Origin of the sequence: Fulvimonas yonginensis, from assembly GCF_037137055.1 — a bacterium.
Taxonomy (GTDB): domain Bacteria; phylum Pseudomonadota; class Gammaproteobacteria; order Xanthomonadales; family Rhodanobacteraceae; genus Frateuria_A; species Frateuria_A yonginensis.
The window spans coordinates 499,787-522,198 of record NZ_JBBBNY010000001.1 but is presented as its reverse complement, the minus strand read 5'-3'; the positions used below and the strand labels follow the sequence as shown (position 1 = coordinate 522,198).

12 protein-coding genes are annotated in these 22,412 nt (G+C 71.9%); 6 read left to right on the top strand and 6 right to left on the bottom strand.

Going from position 1 to position 22,412, the window contains the following annotated elements:
* The first annotated feature begins 5 nt into the window (after positions 1 to 5).
* The 6 genes from WAT24_RS02295 to WAT24_RS02270 all read left to right on the top strand — a co-directional run bounded on the left by WAT24_RS02295 (position 6) and on the right by WAT24_RS02270 (position 9,080).
* Positions 6 to 2,996, top strand: coding sequence for a TonB-dependent receptor (locus WAT24_RS02295; RefSeq protein ID WP_336806198.1), 2,991 nt, complete (start codon positions 6 to 8; stop codon positions 2,994 to 2,996).
* A gap of 69 nt (positions 2,997 to 3,065) precedes the next feature.
* The gene (gene lysA, locus WAT24_RS02290; RefSeq protein ID WP_336806197.1) at positions 3,066 to 4,355 is read left to right on the top strand and encodes a diaminopimelate decarboxylase; all 1,290 of its coding nucleotides are present in this window, start codon (positions 3,066 to 3,068) and stop codon (positions 4,353 to 4,355) included.
* Positions 4,356 to 4,369: 14 nt separating this feature from the next.
* Positions 4,370 to 5,578, top strand: a complete 1,209-nt coding sequence (locus WAT24_RS02285; RefSeq protein ID WP_336806372.1) for a dipeptidase — start codon at positions 4,370 to 4,372, stop codon at positions 5,576 to 5,578.
* Positions 5,565 to 7,163 carry a serine hydrolase domain-containing protein gene (locus WAT24_RS02280; protein ID WP_425605215.1) on the top strand — a complete coding sequence of 533 codons (1,599 nt, stop codon included), beginning with the start codon at positions 5,565 to 5,567 and terminating at the stop codon, positions 7,161 to 7,163. Before WAT24_RS02285 ends, WAT24_RS02280 begins: the two co-directional genes overlap by 14 nt.
* On the top strand, positions 7,160 to 7,870 hold the full coding sequence (locus WAT24_RS02275) for a M15 family metallopeptidase (protein WP_336806195.1): 711 nt from the start codon (positions 7,160 to 7,162) through the stop codon (positions 7,868 to 7,870). Before WAT24_RS02280 ends, WAT24_RS02275 begins: the two co-directional genes overlap by 4 nt.
* Before the next feature lie 139 nt (positions 7,871 to 8,009).
* Complete coding sequence (locus WAT24_RS02270; protein WP_336806194.1) at positions 8,010 to 9,080, top strand: serine hydrolase domain-containing protein; 1,071 nt, start codon at positions 8,010 to 8,012, stop codon at positions 9,078 to 9,080.
* On the opposite strand, the gene recD is transcribed toward WAT24_RS02270, so the two are convergent.
* From recD to WAT24_RS02240, 6 genes are all read right to left on the bottom strand, one after another.
* Positions 9,077 to 10,903 carry an exodeoxyribonuclease V subunit alpha gene (gene recD / locus WAT24_RS02265; RefSeq protein WP_336806193.1) on the bottom strand — a complete coding sequence of 609 codons (1,827 nt, stop codon included), beginning with the start codon at positions 10,901 to 10,903 and terminating at the stop codon, positions 9,077 to 9,079. The genes WAT24_RS02270 and recD overlap by 4 nt on opposite strands.
* A gap of 202 nt (positions 10,904 to 11,105) precedes the next feature.
* Positions 11,106 to 14,657 carry a UvrD-helicase domain-containing protein gene (locus WAT24_RS02260; protein WP_336806191.1) on the bottom strand — a complete coding sequence of 1,184 codons (3,552 nt, stop codon included), beginning with the start codon at positions 14,655 to 14,657 and terminating at the stop codon, positions 11,106 to 11,108.
* Positions 14,654 to 18,094: an exodeoxyribonuclease V subunit gamma gene (recC, locus tag WAT24_RS02255; protein WP_336806190.1), complete on the bottom strand. Its 3,441-nt coding sequence runs from the start codon at positions 18,092 to 18,094 to the stop codon at positions 14,654 to 14,656. Before recC ends, WAT24_RS02260 begins: the two co-directional genes overlap by 4 nt.
* A gap of 57 nt (positions 18,095 to 18,151) precedes the next feature.
* Positions 18,152 to 18,820, bottom strand: coding sequence for a hypothetical protein (locus WAT24_RS02250; RefSeq protein WP_336806188.1), 669 nt, complete (start codon positions 18,818 to 18,820; stop codon positions 18,152 to 18,154).
* The gene (gene trpE / locus WAT24_RS02245; protein WP_336806187.1) at positions 18,817 to 20,292 is read right to left on the bottom strand and encodes an anthranilate synthase component I; all 1,476 of its coding nucleotides are present in this window, start codon (positions 20,290 to 20,292) and stop codon (positions 18,817 to 18,819) included. The genes WAT24_RS02250 and trpE overlap by 4 nt, the downstream gene beginning before the upstream one ends.
* Before the next feature lie 88 nt (positions 20,293 to 20,380).
* A complete protein-coding gene (locus tag WAT24_RS02240) occupies positions 20,381 to 22,396 on the bottom strand; it encodes an ATP-binding protein (RefSeq protein WP_336806185.1) in 2,016 nt (671 codons plus the stop codon).
* Positions 22,397 to 22,412: the final 16 nt, after the last annotated feature.

Genomic DNA, 22,412 nt, shown 5'->3' with positions numbered 1-22,412 from the left:
GGGGAATGAGCAGCAAGGCTTGGAACATGCGCAGGACCGTGCTCGGCACGGCACTCGGACTCGCGCTCGCCGCGTTCGGCGCGCCGTCGGCACACGCGGCCAACAACGACGGTTCGGTCGCCGGCCACACCCAGGCCGGTGCCGTGGTGACCGTGACCAACCCGGCCACCGGGCTGACCCGCACCATCACCGCCGACGGCGAGGGCAACTACCGCTTCCCGTTCCTGCCGGTGGGCCAGTACACGATCACCGCGAGCAAGGACGGCCAGCCGGTCGGCCCGACGCGCAACGTGACGGTGGCGCTGGGCACCACCACCACGGTCGACCTGGGCGCGGTGAGCGCGACCAACCTCTCCACCATCAACGTCACCAGCTCGGTCCTGCCGGTGATCGACGTCAGCTCGACCGAATCGGCGACCATCGTCTCGCGCAGCGACCTGGTCCGCCTGCCGGTCGACCAGAACGTCACCTCGGTGGCGCTGCTCGCGCCGGGCGTGGTGAAGGGCGACGCCGGCTTCGGCGGCATCTCCTTCGGCGGCTCGTCCGTGGCCGAGAACGCGTTCTATGTCAACGGCCTCAACGTCACCGACTTCTACAACCGCAACGGCTTCTCCGAGGCGCCGTTCGCCTTCTACGACCAGTTCCAGGTCAAGACCGGCGGCTACTCGGTCGAGTTCGGCCGCACCACCGGCGGCGTGGTCAACGCGGTGGCGCGCTCGGGTACCAACGAGTTCAAGGCCGGCACCGAGCTGACCATGGAGCCGGGCAACTGGCACTCGCGCGGGCACGACTACTACTTCGACGGCGAGCGCTACTACACCTCCAGCCGCGACCGCGATTCGCTGACCAAGCTCAATGTCTGGGCCTCGGGCCCGATCGTGAAGGACAAGCTGTTCTTCTTCGCCATGTACGAGGCGCGCGGCGCCAGCCCGCGCAACACCGACGACGTCGGCGCCGTGATCACCGACCACAATTCGAACCAGGGCTTCTGGGGCACCACCATCGACTGGAACATCACCGACAGCAACGTGCTTTCGCTGATGGCCTTCTCCGACAAGAACCACGACGTCGGCGATGTCTACGACTACGACTACGCCACGGATACCCGCGAGGCCAAGACCAACGAGGTCTATACGGACACCGGTGGCCGCAACTGGGCGCTGACCTGGACCAGCTACCTCACCAACGACCTGTCGATGAAGCTGATGTACGGCCGCAACGAACGCGAGGCCTCGGTCAATTCGCAGCGCGACATCGAGTGCAACCGCGTGGCCGCGACCGCCGCGGTGTCGAGGCCCGACGTGCCGCTGGGCTGCACCACCAGCTCGTCGGTGATCGGCCGAACGGATACCCGCAAGCAGGCGCGCGCCGACTTCGAGTGGACGCTCGGCGACCACCTGCTGCGCTTCGGCTACGACCACGAGGTCGACACCTCGGATTACGCCCGCCATTATCCCGGCCCGGGCGGCTACTACTACAACGTCTACACGGCCAATCCCGGCGACACCATCAGCAACGGTGGCGTGATTCCGCCCGGATACACCGCCTACGTGCGCGCCCGCCGCTACGAGATCGCCGGCGTGTTCCAGACCAAGAATGCCGCGTACTACCTCGAGGACAACTGGCAGGTCACGCCGAACCTCGTGCTCAACGCCGGCGTGCGCAACGACAGCTTCGACAACCAGGACGCGGAAGGCCGCAGCTACATAAAGATGAGCCGGCAGATCGCGCCGCGCCTGGGCTTCTCCTGGGACATGAAGGGTGACGGCAGCACCAAGCTGTTCGGCAACCTGGGCCGCTACTTCCTGCCCGTGGCCAACGTGATCAACATCAAGCAGGCCGGCGGCCTCCTGGACGAGCGTACCTACTACGCTTTCGACGGCTGGGAGATCCTCGAACTCAACGGCACGCAATACGCCGTGCCGCGCCTGGGCCCGCAGCTCGGCCCGGTCGACAACTCGCAGGGCGACGGCACGGTCGGCGACCTGCGTTCGGAAGTGGACCGCAACATGGATCCGGTCTACCAGGACGAGGCGATCCTGGGCTTCCAGCAGATGATCAACAGCAGCTGGTCGTGGGGCGTGAGCGGCACCTACCGCAAGCTGCACAACGCCATCGACGACATGGAGATCAGCGCCACGGCCCAGTGCGGCGGCGACGGCTACGTCGGCTGGGTGATGGCCAACCCGGGCAAGAAGGTCACGGTCTGGGGCGATACCAACTGCGACGGCACCCCGGACGGGTGGCTGACCGTCGACACCTCCAAGGAAGGCTGGGCGATGTACGATGCCGATGGCAACTACCTCGGCCAGCGCGGCTGGGTGAAGCCCAAGCGCACGTACACCTCGCTGGAGTTCCAGCTCGACCGCGCCTGGGACGAGAAGTGGTCGTTCAACGCCTCCTACGTGCTGGCCTGGAACCGCGGCAACGCCGAGGGGCCGGTCAACTCCGACACCAACTTCGACGACACCGGCCGCACCGAGAACTTCGACGACCCGTGGGTCAACCTCGGCGGTGACGGCTACCTGCCGAACGACCGCCGCCACCAGCTCAAGCTGCGCGGCGTCTATGCCCTGACCCCGCACTGGCAGATCGGCGGCGACGTCGACATCCACTCCGGCGGCCCGATCACCGGCTTCGGCGTGGGCAATCCCTACGACGCCACCAACTACCACAGCTACTTCATCTGTGTGCAGAACTGCGACTCGCCGGTGTCGGAAGAGCGGGTCTACGAGCGTTCGCCGCGCGGCAAGTACGGACGCCTGCCCTGGACCTACACGCTCAACGGCGGCATCACCTACCTGCTGCCGTTCGAGGGCGGCGGCAACCTGCGGGTGAAGCTGGCGGTCTACAACCTGCTCAACCAGCAGCGCAAGGTGCGGGTGGACCAGGACCTGCAGACCGACATCTCCAACGAGACGAATCCGACCTTCGGCCTGCCGATCGGCTTCCAGTCGCCGCGCTTCACCCAGCTGACCGTGAGCGTGGACTTCTAAGGCACCTCCCCGCCTGGCGGCCCGCGGCAACGCGGGCCGTCTTTTTTCCGGCTCCCGTGCATGACCCTGATGACCGCCCCTTCCCTGCAAGACGGCCCCGCCTTCCTTCCGGCGCCCCAGCCCCGCTTCGACGGCGTCGACCTGCAGGCGCTCGCCGCACGGCTGGGCACGCCGTTGTACGCCTATTCCGCCAACGCCATCCGCCAGCGTATCCGCGAACTGCAGCAAGCGCTACACGGGCTGGACGCCACCGTCTGCTACGCGGTCAAGGCGAACAGCAACCGCGCCATCCTGGAACTGATGGCCACGGCGGGCCTGGGCGCCGACATCGTCTCCGCCGGCGAACTGCGCCGTGCGCTCGACGCCGGCATCCCGGCCGCACGCATCGTGTTCTCGGGCGTAGGCAAGACCGAGCAGGAGATCGACGCCGCACTGGACGCCGGCATCGCGCGCTTCAACGTCGAATCGCTGGACGAGCTGCGCGCGATCGAGCGGGTCGCGGGCGCCCGCGGCGCCACGGCCCGCGCGGCCGTGCGCGTCAATCCCGACGTGGACGCGCTCACCCACGCCAAGATCTCTACCGGCCGCGCCGAGAACAAGTTCGGCGTGAGCATCGCGGAGGCGCGCGACTGGTTCGCCGAGCGCGGGCAGCTGCGGCACGTGCGGCTGGACGGCCTGCACGTGCACATCGGTTCGCAGATCCTCGACCTCAAACCCTTCCGGCTGGCGTTGCACCGCGTCGCGGCGTTCTGGCGCGAACTGGTGCAGGCCGGCCATCCGGTCGCCAGCATCGACGTCGGTGGCGGCCTGGGCGTGCGCTACCGTGCTGGCCACGACCAGGCGGTCGCCGCCGCCGACTACGTGGGCGTGATCCGCGAGGCGCTGGCCGGCTTCGACGGGCGCCTGCTGCTGGAACCGGGCCGCTGGCTGGTGGCCGAGGCCGGCGTGCTGCTGACCCGCGTGCTGCGCATCAAGCACGGCGGCGAGCGCGACTTCCTCGTGCTCGACGCGGCGATGAACGACCTGCAGCGCCCCAGCCTCTACGACGCCTGGCACGACATCGTGCCGGCGTCCACGCAAACCCGCCCGCTCGCCACCTACGACATCGTCGGCCCGGTCTGCGAGACCGGCGACACCTTCGCCCGCGGCCGCACGCTGCGCGCCTGCGAGCCCGGCGACCTGCTGGTGATCCAGGGCACCGGCGCCTACGGCGCCTCGATGGCCTCCACCTACAACTCGCGCCCGCTCGCCGCCGAGGCCCTGCTCGACGGCGGCCGCTACGCGCTGGTCCGTCGCCGGCAGAGCCATCAGGAGATGGTCGCCGGCGAACAATCGGCGCAGGATTGGGAGACACCATGACCGGCAGCACCCGCATGCATCGAACCGCCCTTCTCGCCCTGGCGCTCACCCTCGCCCTGCCGGCGGCCGCACGGCAGGTGCCGGCCGACCCGCCGATCACCATCGACACCCACGTCGATATCCCGTTCACCTACATGCGCGAGCCGCGCTTCGACGTCGGCAAGGACACGCCGCTGCTGGTGGATCTGGGCAAGATGGAGCGCGGCGGCCTGAACGCCGCCTTCTTCGTGATCTGGGTGCCGCAGCACAAGCTCGACGCGGCCGGCTATGCCAAGGCGGTCGACCAGGCCGAGGGCAAGTACGAGGCGATCGGCCGGATGCTGATGACGTATCCCGACCGCATCCGCCTGGCCGCCTCGCCGGAACAGGCGCTGGCCAACCGCAAGGCCGGCCTGCTCTCGGCGATGATCGGCATCGAGAACGCCTACTCGCTGGGCCACGACTTGCACCGCCTGGATGCGGCCTACGACCGCGGCGCGCGCTATGTCGGCCTGGTGCACGTGGGCAACAACGACCTGTGCACCAGCTCGCTGCCGGATACCGATCACGGCGAGCCGGCGATGAACAGCCCGGGCGACCACGGCATGACCGACTTCGGCCGCGCGGTCGTGGCGCGCGCCAACGCGCTCGGCATGATGGTCGACGTCTCGCACGCCTCCGACGCCTGCGTGCGCGACGCGCTGGCGGTGTCGAAGGCGCCGCTGATCGCCTCGCATTCGGGCGCGCGCGCGGTGCTCGACCATCCGCGCAACCTGCCCGACGACCTGCTGCGCGCCATCGCCGCCAGGGGCGGCGTGATCCAGGCGGTGGCCTACAAGGAGTTCCTCAAGAAGGACCCGGGCCGCGAGGCCGCCGAGAAGAAGCTGCAGGCCGAGGTCGCGCGCGAAGCCGGCGACAGGGAATACGACAGCGACAAGCACGACTACCTGCCGGCGATGGCCGCGGGGATGGCGAAGATCCAGCAGCAGTTCCCGCTGCCTACCCTGGACGACTACGTCAGGCAGATCCGCCACATGGTGGACGTCGCTGGCATCGACCACGTGGGCATCGCCTCCGACTTCGACGGCGGCGGCGGCATCACCGGCTGGAAGGACGCCAGCGAGACCCGCAACGTCACCGCCGCGCTGCGCCGTGCCGGCTTCAGCGACGCCGACATCGCCAAGATCTGGGGCGGCAACCTGCTGCGCGTGTGGCGCGAGGTGGAGCGCGATGCGGGTCGGTGAGCGGCAGGCCTTCCGGCGCCGGCGCCCGCTGGTGAACAGGAAACGCGCTCGCGCCGCGCTGGGCCTTCTGCTCCTGCTCGCCGCGGTCGGCGTCGAGGCGCAATCCGACGAGGCGGGCTACGGCCGCATCGTCGACGCCGTCGTCGCCCGCTACCACCTGCCGGGCATCGCGGTCGGGGTGATCGAGAACGGCCGCATCGTCTACGCCGCCACCCGCGGCGAGACCGTCGCCGGCTCCGGCCAGCCGATCACCCCGCGCACCCTGTTCAAGATCGCCTCCAACAGCAAGGCGATGACCACCGCACTGCTCGGCCGGCTGGTCGACGAGGGCAAGCTAGCCTGGGACGACCCGGTCACCAAGTACCTGCCCGACTTCCGCATGCACGATCCGTGGGTCACGAAGAACATGCGCGTGGCCGACCTGCTCACCCATGCCAGCGGCCTGCCCGAAGGCGGCGGCGACCTGATGCTGTGGCCCGAGCCGAACGCCTTCACCCGCCAGGACATCATCCACGGGTTGCGCTACATCGAGCCCGGCTACAGCTTCCGGTCGCAGTACCAGTACGACAACCTGCTCTACGTGGTCGCCGGCGAAGTGGCCGCGGCGGCCGGTGGTGCGCCGTACGAGACGCTGATGCACCGCGAGGTGTTTGCGCCGCTGGGACTGTCGCGCTGCCAGGTCGGCAGCTGGAGCCGCGACGCGGTGGGCGACGTGGCCCAGCCGCACTACCGCAAGGACGGCCGCAACCTGCCGATGCGCGAGGACGGCCCGACCATCCCCGCGATCACCTCGGCTGCGGCCGGCGGCATCCGCTGCGACCTCACCGACATGCTGAGCTGGGCGCAGAACTGGCTGGCACCCACGCCGGACCAGCTGAAGTGGCTGTCCTCCACCCAGCGACAGGTGCTGCAGTCGCCGCACATGCTGATCCCGGTCTCCGACCAGCGTCGCGCCTGGGACCACACTCACGTGATGGCGTACGGCTACGGCTGGCGCATGGCGGACGTCGACGGGGAGTGGGTGGTCTGGCACACCGGCACGCTTGGCGGCATGTACTCGATGCTGGCACTGCTGCCGGACCGCAGGAGCGGCTTCGTGTTCCTTATCAACGGCGAGGCCGAGGACGCGCGCACCGTGCTGGGCGAGGTGCTGACCAAGCACTTCACCGCACCGCACGACCCCCATGGCGTCGCCTGGTACGCCGACGCGCTCGACCATCAGGCCGCGCAGCGCCCGGTCGCCGCACGGCCGCCGGACGCCTCGGCGGCCACCGCGGTCGCGCCCGCGGCCTTCCCCTGGAGCGGCCGCTACCGCGATCCGTGGTTCGGCGAGATCCTGCTGTGCCCGCGAGGCGCGCGCGTGCAATGGGCCGCGCTCAAGTCGCCGCGCATGCACGGCACGGTCAGGCAGCTGGGTTCACGCTACCTGGTGCAGTGGGACGATCCCGCCGTCGACCTCGACGCCTGGCTGGACCCGCACCCCGGCTCGCCGCCCACGCTCGCCATGACCAAGCTCGACCCGCTGGGCGACTTCAGCTCGGACTACGAGGACCTGCACTTCGAACGCGTGGGGGATTGTCCATGAAGCGACTGACGGCATTCGCCTGCCTGCTCTGCATCGGCTCGATCGTCCATGCCGACGAGGCGCCGCGCCTCTCTGCGGCCAAGACCGCCGCCGAGGCCGACCTGGTCGACATCCGCACGCTGGTGCCGGACATCGCCGAGGACATCAAGTACGCCGGCCACGACAACTTCGTGGGCGCGCCGGTGGATGGCTACCTGGCGCCCAAGTGCCTGCTCAAGCGGCCGGTCGCGCAGGCACTGGCGCGCGTGGAGCGGGACCTGCGTGCGCAGCACATGCGCCTGAAACTGTGGGATTGCTACCGCCCGGCCCGCGCCGTCGCGCATTTCGTGCGCTGGGCGCACGACCTGTCCGACCAGCGCACCAAGGCGGCGCACTACCCGAACCTGGACAAGCGCGTGCTGCTGGGCGACTACATCGCGCCGGTCTCCGGCCACAGCCGCGGCGGCACCCTGGACCTCACGCTGCAGCGGTGCGACGCGCGCGATGCGCATTGCCACCCGCTCGACATGGGCACGCCGTTCGACTTCTTCGACCCGCGCGCACACACCGACACGCCCGACGTCACGCCGCAACAGCGCGCCAACCGCCAGGCCCTGCGCAAGGCCATGGAGCGCCAGGGCTTCAGGAACTACCCGCTGGAGTGGTGGCACTACACCTGGGCCAGGGAGCCCACACCGCATACGATCTACGACGTGCCGGTGAAGTAACCCAGCCTCGCGGCACACGGTTGAGCCCCTCTCCCGAAAGAGGGGCGAGGGGTTCGGGCAGAGCGTGCATGATGCGACGGCCGGACCCCACCCCCTCTCCCGGTCGGAGAGGGCTCGAGTTCCACGCACGGAGAAAGCCATGCGCCTTGCCCTGTTGCCTGCTTCGATCCTGCTGGCCGGCGTCGCCCACGCGGACGCCGTGCAGGACGCCGACCGCCTGATGCAGGCCTACCAGGGCGACGTCCCCGGCGCCGCCCTGCTCGTGCTCGAGGACGGCAAGCCGCTGCTGCGCAAGGGCTACGGCCTGGCCGACCTGGAGCAGCACACCCGAGTCACGCCGCAAACCGACTTCCGCCTCGCCTCGGTGAGCAAGCAGTTCACCGCGGCGGCGATCCTGCTGCTGGCGCAGGACCACAAGCTCTCGCTCGACGACTCGATCCGCCACTGGTTGCCCTCGCTGCCCGCGACCGCTGACCGGGTCACCCTGCGCCAGTTGCTCAGCCACACCGGCGGCCTGGTCGACTACGAGGATCTGATCCCGCCCGGGCGCACCACCCAGCTCGACGACCAGGACGTGCTGCGCATGCTCTCCGCCACCCCACGCAGCTACTTCCCACCCGGCAGCGCCTACCGCTACAGCAACACCGGCTACGTGCTGCTCGGGCTGGTGGTGGAGCAGGCCTCGGGCCAGTCGCTGCAGGACTTCCTCGCGCGGCGCATCTTCCAGCCGCTGCACATGGAGCACACTTTACTCTACGTGCACGACGACCCCACGCCCACGGAGAGCAAGGTGCCGAACCGCGCCTACGGCTACAGCTGGAGCAAGGGCCGCTGGCTGCGCACCGACCAGAGCCTCACCTCCGCGACCCGCGGCGACGGCGGCATCTACTCCAACATCGACGACCTGGCCAAGTGGGACGCGGCGCTGTACGACGACCGCCTGCTCAGCGACGCCTCGCGCAAGGCCGCCTTCAGCCCGCACGCGAAGGTCACCGGCGAACCCTACGAGGCAAGCTACGGCTACGGTTGGCGCATCACCGGCGAGACGCTGTGGCATTCGGGCGAGAGCATCGGCTTCCGCAACGTGATCGTGCGCTGGCCGAAGCAGCACCTCACCGTGATCCTGCTCAGCAATCGCAATGATCCGGAGCCCTACCGGACCGTGCTGAAGATCGCCGAGCCGTTCCTGCGCCCGGCCTCGGGCCACTAGAGCAACGAGAGCTGCCGCGGCGCGTCGTCCACTGCAGCGTCAGCCAGCCGCTCGGCCAGCCCGCCGGCGCGACGGATCGGCCGCGCCAGCGCCGCGTGCAGTGTCGCCTCGCCTGCCCACAGTTCGACCACCCGCCGCGCGCGCGACACACCGGTGTAGAGCAACTGGCGCGACAGGATGCGGTGCGCGGGATCGGGTGGCAGCAGCACGGCCACGCGGGCGTACTCGGAACCCTGCGACTTGTGGATGGTGATCGCGAACGCGCCCTCGTGCGCCGGCAACATGCCCGGGCTGAAGCTGCGCGCGCCGGGCAGGCCATCACTGCCCGAGCTTTCGAACCACACCCGCAGGCGACCATCGGCGTCGGCCAGGCACAGGCCCACGTCGCCGTTGAACAGGCGATTGGCGTAGTCGTTGCGGGTGATCAGCACCGCGCGCCCCGGATACCAGACGCGCTCGGGCGGCACGTTCCAACAGCGCTTGAGCCGCTGCTCGATCAGCGCGTTGACGGCCAGCGCACCGAATTCGCCTTCGCGCAGCGCGCACAGCAACTGGCGGCCGCCGAGCGCGCGCAGCGCGGCGAGCGCCGCGGAGGCCTGCGCCGGAGCGACCCGTTCATCGCGGGTGTCCGGCAGTGTCGGGCGGATGGCCAGCGTCGCGAGCGCATCGGCCCACGCCTCGACGGCGTGGCGCAGCGACGCGCCGCCGGCCACTGGCTGCTGCAGCACCTGCGCCCCGAGGATCGCCTCCAGCGCCGTCGCGTCGCCCGCGCGCACGGCGCCGTTGAGGGCCACCAAGGCCTGCTCCGCGCGGAAGCTGTGTTCCAGCCGCACCAACGCAGCGGAGCGCTCGTCCTCCAGCACGCCGACCAGGTCCATCAGCACCGACCCGGCCGCGACCGAGGTGAGCTGGTCGGCATCGCCCACGAGAATCAGCGTGGCCTCCGGCCGTACGGCCTCGAGCAGCGCCCGCAGCAGGCCCAGGTCGACCATCGAAGCCTCGTCGACCACCACCACGTCCGCCGCCAGAGGATGCTCCCGGTTGCGGGTAAAGCGATTGCTGTGCGGGCTGTAGCCGAGCAGGCGGTGCAGGGTCAGCGCCTCGGTGTCGGGGATCCGCTCGAGCAGCGGCTGCCAGTCGTCCGGCAACGGCGCGTGCGGATGGTCGCGCAGGGCCTGCTTGCCCGCGCGCAGCGATTGCAGCAGGCGCTGCGCCGCCTTGCCGGTCGGTGCGGCCACGACGATGCGCAGCGCCTGCGCGGCCTGGTGCTGGAGCATCAGCAGCATGCGCAGTACGGTGGTGGTCTTGCCCGTGCCCGGGCCACCGGTGAGCACGAACAGCCGCCGGCCGACGACCCGCTCCACGGCCTCGCGCTGGCGCCGCACCGCGGCGCCGCGTTCGCCGTGGAACAGCAGGTCGAGCGCCGCGGCGCTCGTCGTACCCGGCACGCCGGCGCGCAGGCGCTGATGGACCAGCGCGGCCACCGCCAGTTCGTCGGCATAGTTGCGCCGCAGGTACAGTCGGCCCGCGGCATCGAGCACGAACGGGGTGGCGCCGGCGCCGTCGCCGACCAGCGGCTCGCCGCGCAAGGCGTCCAGCGCGTCGCGTTCGAGCGGCTCCAGGCCATGGCGGCCGGCACCCTCGCCACGCAGCGGGAGGGCAGTGTCGCCGGCGCCGTCCGCGAACGAGGCCCACGCGGCCAGCGTCGCCAGCGTGCGCGAACCGCCGTGCGCGCGGACCCAGCGCCACACCGTGCGGTCCAGCGGACGCCAGGGCGTCTCGGCCGGCTCGTCGTTGCGCATGTGGAAATCGAAGCGGCTCATCGCAAGCCTCGCGTCACCTTCGGCTCCATTCCCCCGCCAGGAAGGTCGGGGTGAGGGGCCGGGGCTCGCCCGGAACCCTCGCCCGGGTCGTGGCCGTGCGGCCATGGCATGACCGACACGTCCCGCCAGCGACGCCCCCTCACCCCGGCGCTCTTCGCGGCGGGGTGAGGACGCAAGCGCGGGCAACCTCCCGGACGGCGCGTCATGCCGGTTCCCCCACGCGTGCACCCAGTGCGCGGTCGACCGCGTCCAGCAACGCATCCTCGAAACGCTGCCGCCACACGCCGGCACCTGGCGCCAGGCCGACCGCGCGCACGAACAGGTAGATCGCCTCGCCCAGTTGCGCCTCACGGCGGTAGCCGGGCAGCCGCTGGCGCAGCAGCCGGTCCAGGGCGACGGTATAGAGCAGCGCCTGGAAGCGGTAGTGATGGGCGTCCATCGCTGCCGGCAGACGTTCGGGCGCATAGGCGTCCAGATGTTCGCCCAGCCAGTTGCTCTTGTAGTCGAGCACGTGGAAGCGGCCGGCGTGCTCGAACACCAGGTCGATCTTGCCGGTCATCAGCCCGCGCAGCACGCCCAGCGGCGCACGCGGCACCAGCGCGGCCTCGCCGTGCCGCGCGCATGCCTCCCGCAGCGCATCCAGCGAGACCGCGTCGAGCACGTAGTGAAAGGCCATCTCCGCGCGCAACGCGGCGGGCGGCAGCGCGCCCAGCGTGAGGCCCGGCGCGAGCGGCGCATCGAGCGTGGCCTGTACCCGCGCAGCCAGGCGGCGCACCAGCACCTCGGTCGGCTCGTCGCCGCGCCGCACGCCCGCCTCCTGCAGGCAACGGGCGACCAGCGCGTGCTGCCGGGTGACCGGCACGCCCAGCTCGCGGTGTTCGAACACCGCATGCATGGCGTTGCCGAAGTCGGCACCGCGCCACCCGGCCAGCGCGAGCAGCGCCGGCTCGCCGGCCATGGGCGCGGGCACCATGTCGGCGGCAGCCCCGGGGGTATCGGGGAGGTCGCCGGCAGCGGCTTCGTCGCCGGCAGCCTGTTCCTCCAGCCCACCGGCGTGTTCGATCCGGGCCAGCGTCGAGAAGCTGTGCAGTTGCTGCACGGGACGTGGCGCCGGGGGCACCAGCGCCTGACGCACCTGACTGGGCGGCGCCGAAGCGGCCGGCGCGGCCGGATAGGGCCACGGCCAGTCGTCCGGCAACCAGGCCAGGTGCCGCGCATTCGCCACACCGGCCTCGAGCAGCCGCTCGACGGTCGCATCGAGCGCCGAGCGCGAGGGGTCTGCCGGGGGGCGCTTCACGCTGCCATTGGCGGGCCGCTGCGGATCGAGCACGTAGATGTGGCAGGCGAGCTCGGCGCGGGTCAGCGCGACATACAGCACGCGGAAGCGTTCGTCCTGGTCCTCGCGCGCGACCTCGGCACACGCGTCCGCATGTTCCGGACCGCCGAGGACCAGCTCGCGCTCGCCCGTGGCCGGGTCGTAGCGCAGCGGCAGCTTTTCCTCGCGTCCCTCCTGCGCCCACATCAGCGGCAGCAGCACCACCGGGAACTCCAGGCCCTTGCTCGCATGCAGCGTCATCAGGCGCACGCGGTGCGCGTCCGACTCGATGCGCAGCTGCTGTTCCTCGGCCGCATCGTCGCCGGCCGCGTCCTGGCTGGCGCGCTGCCGGGCAAGCCAGGCGAGCAGCTGTCCGGAACCCGGATGTTCGTCCTCGGCCTGCTGCAGCAGTTCGCCGAGGTGGCGCAGGTCGGTCAGCGCGCGTTCGCCCTCGGATGTGGCCAGCAGCGCCGGCGCGGCGTGGTGCAGCAGCGACTGCACCACCGCCAGCACGCCTTCCTGGCGCCACTGCCGATGCCATTGGGCGAAGCGCTGCTCGTGGCGAAGCCAGTCGTCCGGCGACTCGCGCAGCGCGGCCAGTTCGGCCAGCCCGACGCCGAGCAGGCGCGTGGCCAGCGCGGCGCGCAGCGCGCCCTCGTCGCCCGGCTGGTCGATCGCGTACAGCACGATCTGCAGTTCGCGCGCCAGCGGCGTGGCGAATACGCTGCTGCGGCCGGCGCCCACGCACGGTACCTGGTGCTCGCGCAGGCGGTCGCGCAGCGCGGCGACGTGCTCGTTGGTCGGCAACAGCACGGCAATGTCGCCCGGCCGCAGCGGCTTGTCGCCGATCTGCCAGTCACCCGCGAGCAACTGCGCGACGTGGTTGGCGCAGGCGTCCAGCGCGAAGGCGATGCGTGCGTCCTTGTTGGCCGGCAGCTCGGCGCACAGGTGCAGCTCGAGCGGCCGGGCGACCGGCTGGCCACGGTACCGCAAGGGGCGCGTGGCGCGGCCCGCGCTGACCGGCTCGTAGGCAATGGCGCCCTCGGCCTGTTGCGACAGCGCGGGACCGGCCAGCGCGTACAGCTCGTTGAGGCCCTGGACCAGCGCTTCGGACGAGCGGAAGTTGCGGTCCAGGTGCAGCTCGGCGTCGACGTCCCGCCGAGCCGCCAGGTAGGCGTGGATGTCGCCACCGCGGAAGCGGTAGATCGCCTGCTTGGGGTCGCCGATCATCACCAGCCGCCCGCGCGTGGCGCCCTCCTCGTCGCGGTAGATGCGGTCGAGGATGGCGTACTGCTGCTGGTCGGTATCCTGGAATTCGTCCACCAGCGCGACCGGCCACTCGCGGAACAGGCGATCGGCCAGTACGCCGCCGCGCGTGGCCAGCGCGTGGTGGACCTGCGTGATCAACGCATCGAAGGTGAGCTGGCCGCGTTCGCGCAGACGCTCCTCGCGGTGGGCCAGCAGGGTCTGGCGGTACCGCGCGAGCGCGGCGCTGCGGGCCGGCAGATCGGGATCGGCGAGCACCCGCGAGACGTGCTGCGCGAAGGCGACGATGCCGCTTTCGCGCGCGCCTTCCACGAACTCCGGCTTGAGCTGGGTCTCCAGCGGCTTGCCGAGCGCCTCGGACAGATCCGGCAGGACCATCGAGCGGTCGTTTGCTTCCAGGTAGTTGGCGAGCTTGCGCAGCGCCGTCAGCAGCGCGCTGTTGCTGCGCTTGAACTGCGAGCCGTCGCCGAGCCAGTCCCGGATCGAGCGCGCGAGCGCCGGCTGCATCAGCGCGTCGGCGTCCTGCTCGGCCTCCACCCGCACGCGCACGCCGGGCTTCAACACGGCGCGCAGGGTGTGGCGCAGTGCCTCCAGGCCCTGCTGCCACCAGGCCAGGTCGCCGGGTGGAAGGTCACCCGCGGACTGCACCAGCTGCCGCCACAGGTCCTCGATCAGCTCGTCGTCGAGCGCGCGGCCGGGCACCAGCTCACCGAGCCGGAACGCGCTGCCGCATTCGAACGGGAAGTCGGTGAGGATGCGCCGGCACAACCCGTGCAGCGTGCCGACCGGGGCGAGATCCAGCTCGGCCTGGGCCAGACGCAACCGCAGGGTGTCGGCCGCCACGCGCGAGGGATCCTCCGCCCAGCGCGCCTGCAGCCACGCCTCGTCCGGCCCGGCGGCGGGCGCGTCCGGCGCGTGCGCCAGGCGTTCGGCGGCACGCAGCTTCGCGCGCAGGCGCTCGCGCAATTCCTGTGCGGCCGCATCGGTGAAGGTGGTCACCACGATCTGGCGCGGGCTCAGCGACTGCTCCAGCAAAAGGCGCAGGTACAGCACCGCGATGGTCCAGGTCTTGCCGGTGCCGGCGCTGGCCTCGATCAGGCAGCGGCCGCCTTGCCCCGGCGCATGCGCCAGCGACAGTCGGCTCCAGTCGTGCACGCGCAACGGCGCGCTCACGCGGGCACCCCGAGCTCGATCAGCCCGGCCAGCCGCGTGGCGGTATCGAGCAGCGCGTCGTACTCGGGCTGGCCGGGCTCGAAGCGCACCTCGCCGGCGAGCAGGCGCGCATAGCCGGGCGCGTAGTCGCACTCGCCCGGGCTGCGGTCGTTGCCCAGCCAGGCCGACAGGCTCGGTGGCCTGCCACCGCTCAGGCACTGCGCCACGGCCCAGCTGGTGCGGGGGAAGTAGCGCGCCGGCCGGCGCCGGGCATCGCGCCAGAGATCCAGCAATGCACCGAGGCGCGATTCCAGCCCGGCACGCAGCGTGGCCTGCTCGGCCGGCGACGCGGCGACCAGCGACGCATCCCAGCCGTTGAGACGGTCCTGCCAGGGATGCTCGCCCTCGACGAGCAGGCACAACCGCACCGGCGTGGCGGCGGGCGTGAGCAGGCGCAGCAGCGCCCATTCGATGAACAGCGGCAGCCGCTCGCGGAAACCGAGGTCGCCCTCCTTCTTGCCGACGAACAGCTCGAACACCCAGCGCGTACCGCCCTGCTCGTGCACGTGCGCAAGCTCGCCCTCGACACGCGCACCGCCGATGTCCTGCTCCAGTGCCACGGGCACGCGCGGCGGCAGGCCGCCGCTCAGCAGCGGGTGCTCGCGCGCGACCTCGAGCAACGCCTGCGCACGCTCGCGCTCCTTCGCCCATGCGGCGATACCGCTGCGCCCGGGCGGCAGCACGCCGGTCAGGCGCAGCCATTCGGGCGGCTCGGCGGGCAGCACCAGCCCGGCTTCCAGCGCATCGAGCAGCAGCCGCCGGCCCACGCGGTCGAGCGCCTCGAACTTCGCTTCCAGCGGCTCGCTTTCGCGCAGACGATCCTCGTCCAGCGCATCCAGGCGGATGTCCAGGCGTCCCCGCAGCAGCTGCTTCGCCGGGTCGCGGTACCAGGCCAGCAGTTCGCGCAACGGCACTGGCGTTTCCGGCGGCAGCGGCTCGAGCGCGTCGGCACCGGCGAGGAAGCCTGCGCGGCGACCGCCCGGCACCATCGCGGCGAACGCGGCCTGGTAGGAGAACAGTCGCGGGTCGCTGCCGTCGAAATAGCGCGGGTCGAACGGCTGCAGCGGGTGGCGCACGCGCCAGGGGCGGCGCACCGGCGCGGCCGGGTCCTCGGCGCGCGCCTTGTCGTCGGCATCGGCGGGCACGTCGGCCAGGCCCGCCTGCGCGTCGAGCAGGGCGAGCAGCTCGGCCAGCGGGGCGGCCGGGTTGCGCGGCTTGCCGTCGCGCACACCCTCGCCGAGGTAGGACAGATGCAGCACCTCGCGCGCGGCCATCACCGTTTCCAGGAACAGGTAACGGTCGTCGCTGCGCACGTCGCGATCGCCCAGGCGCGGGTGGCGCAGCATCAGGTCCAGGCCCGCGTCACTGGCGTTGCGCGGGAACTCGCCGTCGTTGAGCCCCAGCACGGCGATCACGCGGAACGGAATCGCGCGCTGTGGAACCATGCCGCAGAAGGTGATGCCGCCCAGCAGGAAGCGCTGGCGCTCGGGCGTGGCGGCCAGGCGTTCGCGCAGGACTTCGCGCACGACGCTGAAGTCGAGCTCCGGGTCGAGGCCGCTGTCCTGCGTCTCCACGACGGTCGCGCGGATCATCCGGCGCAGCAGGCCCATGGCTTCGCGGCCGGCGCCGTCACCGGCACCGACGCGGAACAGCGCGTCGAGCAACTGCTCCAGCCGGGTGGCCCACGCCGAGGCCGTGCGCGGCTGGGTCGCGTCGCGATGCAGCGCCGCCAGCTCCTGCAGCAGCCGGTCGAGCGCGCCCAGCGCGGCCGCCTGCGGACCGTGGGCGCCGGCCACCGGCGAGAGCTCGCCGTCGGGCAGCGCAGCGACCGTGTCGTCGCCCATCACGTAGCCGGCGACGAGGCGGTCCACGCCCCAGGCGAAGGTGTACTCGTCGATGCCGGGCACGCCGAAGGCTTCGCGCCAATCGCCGTCCAGGCCCCAGGCCACGCGCGCCTCGCCCAGCCATTGCCCGAGCAGGTCCACCGCGCTTTCGTTGAGGCCCAGCGCGGTGGCGATCGCGGGGGTCTGCAGGAAGTCGAGCACCTGCGGCGCGGTGAGGCGCGACTGCGGCGTGTCGAGCAGCCGGTCGAACGCGGCGAGCAGCGGATGCACGCGCGCCACCGCCACGTCGGCCAGGTGATAGGGCAACGGCCCGTGCGCGCGACCCGGCTCGCCGAACACCGCCGGCAGCAGCGGCACGTAGGCGCCGATGTCCGGCGCCATCACCACGATGTCGGCCGGGTGCAGCGTGGGATCGCGCGCCAGTTCGTGCAGCAGCACGTCGCGCAGCACTTCCAGCTCGCGCAGGCGGGTGTGGCACAGGTGCACGCGCAGCGAGCGGTCGTGCATCGGCTCGCCCTGCCCCGGCCTGAGCAGGGCCGGATCGAGTTGCCGGATGCTTTCCTGCAGGCGATGCAGAAGCGGGCGTTCGACCGGCGCCTGCGCGTCCTCGTCTTGCCAGTGGCGCACGTCCAGGCGGATCTCGGCCTGGCCGGAGAGCGCCAGCATGAAGTGCTGGCCCAGCCGGCCCCATCCGGCGAGCAGCGGATGGCCCGTCCGCTCGAGGAACCAGTCGTCCTCGCGCCGGCCCTCGTCCAGGCGCCGGGCCAGCTCGCGCAGCTGCGTGCGTTCGCCGCGCAGGCCGGCCCAGTACTCGCGGCACGGATCGGGCACGTAGAGCACCACCAGCCGGTGTCGCGCCACCGCGGCGAGCACCGCCAGCTCGGCCGGCGCGAGGTGGCTGATGCCGAACACGTGCAGCGGTTCGCGTGGCAGGCCGGCGGGCGCTTCCCGCTGCAGCTTCTGCAGCAGTTCGCCCAGCACCTCCGCGCGGTGCGGCTTGTCGATGGCCCGCCGCAGGGCACGCCAGAGCGGCGCGAGGAAACTGCGTTCGGGCACCTCGTCGCGGCCGGCCTGCCAGGCGCGCAGCCAGTCGGGCCGGTAGACGAGGTACTGCGAGTACAGCCGCGCGAGGCGATCGGCGAGCTGGTAGCGGCGGCGGGCCGGATCGCCGCCGGCGAGATAGCCACGCAGCTGCGGGTCGTCGATCGCCTCCAGCATGGCATGGATGCGCCAGCGCAGCCGCTCGCGCCGGTACGGTGCCAGCGCGACGGCCGATTCGCCGAGCAGCGTGCGCGCCAGGTCGTCCAGCCAGGCGCTGGGCAGGCGGATGTCGAGGTTGGCCACGATCCCGCCCGGTCCACGTGTGCGGGCCAGCGCCCCGGACAGCCACTGGCGCATGCCCGGATGCGCGGCGATCACCGTCTGCGGCGCCAGCACGCTGGCCGGCGGGGCCGCGTCGAGCAGCTGCACCAGCGGATCGAGCAGCGCCTCCAGCCGGCTGGCGCGGATCACCGCCAGTCCGCGGGTGAGGTCGTCGAGGGGAAGTGCAGCCATGCCGGAATGATAGCCGCCCGGGGTCGCATGCCCTGCGACCTGGGGCGGCCCGCGCGTTCAGTCGGCGTCCTGCCTCGCGCCCGGCGCCGGGAAGGCGAGCACCTGGTCGGTGTAGGTCTCCACCACGACGCTGAACGGCCGGCCTTGGCCGTCGAGGAGCAGCGCCCGGTGCTGCAGCAACGCATGCGGCAGCGGAAGCGGGCCGGGCGCGGCCGGGGGCAGTCCGCGTATCTCCCAGCCGGCCGGCAGCGGCGACCACAGCAGCCGCGCGGACAGCGTGCGGCGGCTGAAGCGCAGCGCAGCGACCACCTTGCCGAACGGCGTGTCGCGGGTGTCCAGCTCGCGGTTCATGGCATCGGTGAGGCGACCGGGCAGATACCAGTTATCCGCTTCCGACAGTACGTGGTCGCCGCAGGCGAGCCGAACGCGGCGGTAGCGCACCGGCGTGTCCGGAGCGGTACCGAGCGCCTGGCGCAGGTCGTCCGGCAGCGCCCTGGCGGCACCGCGATCGCGGCGTGCGTGCACGATCGGCGGATCGGCCAGCCCGTGCGCCTGGCACCACCGTTCCAGCGTCAGCGTGGCGCTGGGGTGGCTGAGCAGGTCGGCGTTGAGGGTCTGCAGCAGGGCCAGCGCCTCGACCCGGGCGAGCGGCGTGTCGGGCCAGGCCGGCGCGGCCGCCGCGGCCGGACCGGCCATGGCGGCCAGCACGAGCGCCAGCCGTTTCACAGGCCCTTGGCCGCCTGCGCCACGGCGCGGAACAGCGCGCGGCCCTTGTTCATGGTCTCCTCCCACTCGGCCGCCGGATCGGAGTCGTACACGATGCCGGCGCCGGCCTGCACGTGCAGGCGACCGTCCTGGATCACCGCGGTGCGGATGGCGATGGCGGTGTCGGCGTCGCCCCACCAGCCGATCCAGCCGATCGCGCCGGCGTAGATGTTGCGCTTGGTCGGCTCCAGTTCCTGGATGATCTCCAGCGCACGGATCTTCGGGGCGCCGCTGACCGTGCCGGCCGGGAAGGTGGCGCGCAGCACGTCCATGTAGGACAGCCCGCCGCGCAGCGTGCCTTCCACCTGCGAGACGATGTGCATGACGTGCGAGTAGCGCTCGACCACGAAGGACTCGCTCACCGCCACGCTGCCCGTCTCGGTGATCCGCCCGACGTCGTTGCGGCCCAGGTCGATCAGCATCACGTGCTCGGCGCGCTCCTTGGGGTCGGCCAGCAGTTCGGCCTCCAGCGCGCGGTCCTCGTCCTCGGAGGCGCCGCGCCGGCGCGTGCCGGCGATCGGCCGCACCACCACCTTGCCGTCCTTCAGCCGCGCCAGGATCTCCGGCGAGGAGCCGACGATCTGCGTGCCGCCCAGGTCCACGAAGTACATGTACGGCGAGGGATTGAGCGCGCGCAGCGCGCGGTAGACGTCCACCGGTCGCGCGTTGAAGCCCACGCTGAGACGCTGCGAGGGCACCACCTGGAAGATGTCGCCGGCGCGGATGTACTCCTTGGCCTTCTCCACCATCGCCTCGAACTCGGCGCGGGTGAAGGAAGACTTGAAGTCGCTCTCGTCCAGCGCGGCGGGCTGGGTCAGCTGCGGGTAGGCCGCGCCGCCCTGGCGCAGGCGGTGGACCAGCGCGTCGAGGCGGCGCCGGGCTTGTGCGTAGGCCTGCGGCTGCGCCGGGTCGGCGTGCACGATCAGGTACAGGCGGCCCTTGAGGTTGTCGAATACCGCCACTTCCTCGGCCAGCATCAGGAGCACGTCGGGCGTGCCCAGTTCGTCCGGCCGGTCCCAGCGCGCCAGGCGCGGCTCGATGTAGCCGATGGTCTCGAAACCGAAGTAGCCGACCAGGCCGCCGGTGAAGGCGGGCAGCTCCGGCAGGCGCGGCACCTGGTACTGCGCGCGCAGCGTTTCGATCGCGGCCAGCGGATCGTCCAGGTGGCGCCGCTCGATGACCTCGCCGGCATCCTCCACTTCCAGCGCGTGGCCGCGCAGCCGGTACACGCGCCGGGCCGGCAGGCCGATGATCGAATAGCGTCCCCAGGTGGCACCGCCCTCGACCGATTCGAACAGGAAGGTGTACGGCCCGTCGGCGAGCTTGAGGTACACCGACAGCGGCGTGTCGAGGTCGGAGAACACCTCGCGCACCAGGGGAATGCGCGTGTGGCCCTGGGCGGCCAGCGCGTCGAATTGGTCTCGGGAGATCACACGGGGATCCGGACGGCTAAACGGTCGCCCACGATAGCAGCCCCGCGCCGGTTGTAGGAGCGGGTTTGCGCCTGCATCGCGCGGCACGTCAGAGCCGCTGGCGTGGCATGTTGCGCAGGCGCAGCGTGAAGGCCACGCCGCTGCCGTCCTCCAGATCGTGCGCGCCAGCGCTGCCGCCGTGGCGCTCGGCGACCAGCCGCACCACATAGAGGCCCAGGCCCAGGTGCGGCGCGCCGCCGGGCGTGGCCTTGTCGCGCAGGCTCACCAGCGAGTCGAACAGGCGGCCCTGCATCGCCGCCGGCAGGGGCGGGCCCTGATTGGCCAGGGCGATCTCGGCACCGTCCTCGCGGGGCGCGAGGCTCAGCCGCAGCCAGCCGTCGGCGGGGGTGAACGAGAGGGCGTTGTCGAGCAGCTTGTCCAGCGCCTGGGCGATCAGTTCCGGCGCGCAGTGCATCGGCAGCGGCGCACCGGGCAGCTCGCAGGCCAGCGAACGCGCGCCGATCAGCGGGCGGTAGGCCTCGGCGCAGCCGCGCACCACTTCGCGCAGGTCCACGTCCTCCGGTTCGGCGGCGGCGATCGCGCGCTCCATGCGGCTGGCCTCGCTCATCGCGCGTACCAGCGTGCCCAGCCGCGCCACGCCATCGCGCGCGCGGGCGAGGTAGGGCTGTGCCTCCGGCGGCAGCGCCGCGTTGGCTTCCAGCGCGTGTTCGAGGTTGTCCAGCGAGCTCTTGACGATGGCCAGCGGCGTGTTGAGCTCGTGCGAGAGCTTGGAGGCGAGCGTGCGCAGGTAGTCGGTGTAGCCGCCGATCGCCTCGAACAGGTGCTCGAAGCTGCGCGCCAGGTCGCCGATCTCGTCACCGGCGGCGGTCATCGGGAAGCGTCCCTTGGCGAACAGGCCTTCCAGCCGTCCCTCCGCCAGTTGCGCGCGCTCCGCGGCATCGCGCAGGCGGCCCAGGCGCAGGCTGAGGCGGGTGGCGAAGAACAGCAGGGCGCCGCCGGCCACCAGCAGTACGCCGAAGCTGGTCGCCAGCAGGGTGAGCAGCGCACGGTTGGCCAGCAGCGGCACGGTGGTGCTGGCCTGCTCGAGCAACAGCACGCCGCGGACTTGGCCAGGCGTGCCGATCGGCACCGCGGCGGCGAGCACCACGCTGGCGCGGGTCTCGCCCTCGCGCCACACGGTGGCCGGCTGGCCGGCGCGGGCCTTGGCGATCTCCGGCAGATCCAGGCGCGGGGCGTCCTGGGTCCAGGGCGCGGCATCCTCCACGCGGTTGGCCAGCAGCGCCCGGTAGACCAGCGCGGCGAACCAGCCCGGCTGGCGCCCGCCGGCCTGCAGCCGCCCGCTCTGTGCAAGCAGCCAGCCCGGCGGCGCCAGCACGCGGGCGCGGGTATCGTCCGGCACCAGCCGCGACAGCTCCTGCGCGAGCGTGGCGGAGTACTGCCAGGGCGGGCGCGCGTCGACCGCCAGCGGATCGCCCCCGGCGGAGGCGTCGTACAGACCCAGGCCCAGCCGGTCGATGTCCAGCGGCCACGGCAGCCGCAGCTCGACCCGCCAGCCGCCGCCGTCCTCCTGCCATTGCCCGGCCAGGCGGTCGGGCCACCCCGGCACCGGCGGATCGAGCAGGCGCGCGTCGAATGGCCCCGGCGCGGCGCTGGCCAGCAGGTAGCGCAGGCGGGTGTCGCCGCGGTCGAGCTCGAGCAGGAAGTGGTCGGCGTGCAGCGCGTCCGGGTCGTCGGCGTCGGCCCGCCGGCGTACGCTGCCGCGTTCCCAGGCGTACAGGTAGAGGCCGCCGGCGTCGGCCGCCAGCAGCGCGCCGCCGCGCGGGCCCAGCGGCTGGCTCCAGGGCGTGAGCGGCGCCCAGTCGTCACCGTAGCCGTCGACGGTGATCGGACTGGTCGGGATCTGCACGTACCAGCCGCGCGCATCCTGCGGCAAGGCGGCTCCGGTCACCACCAGGCTGCGCGCCACCGCGCGCGCCGACGCGACCAGCGCCTGCGCCTGGCCTTCGCGCAGCAGGGTTTCCATCTGCCGCACGTACAGCCAGCCGGCCACCGGCAGGGCCAGCGTGCACAGGGCGACCAGCAGCAGCTTGCGGCGCAGCGTCATCGCGACAGCTTCGGGC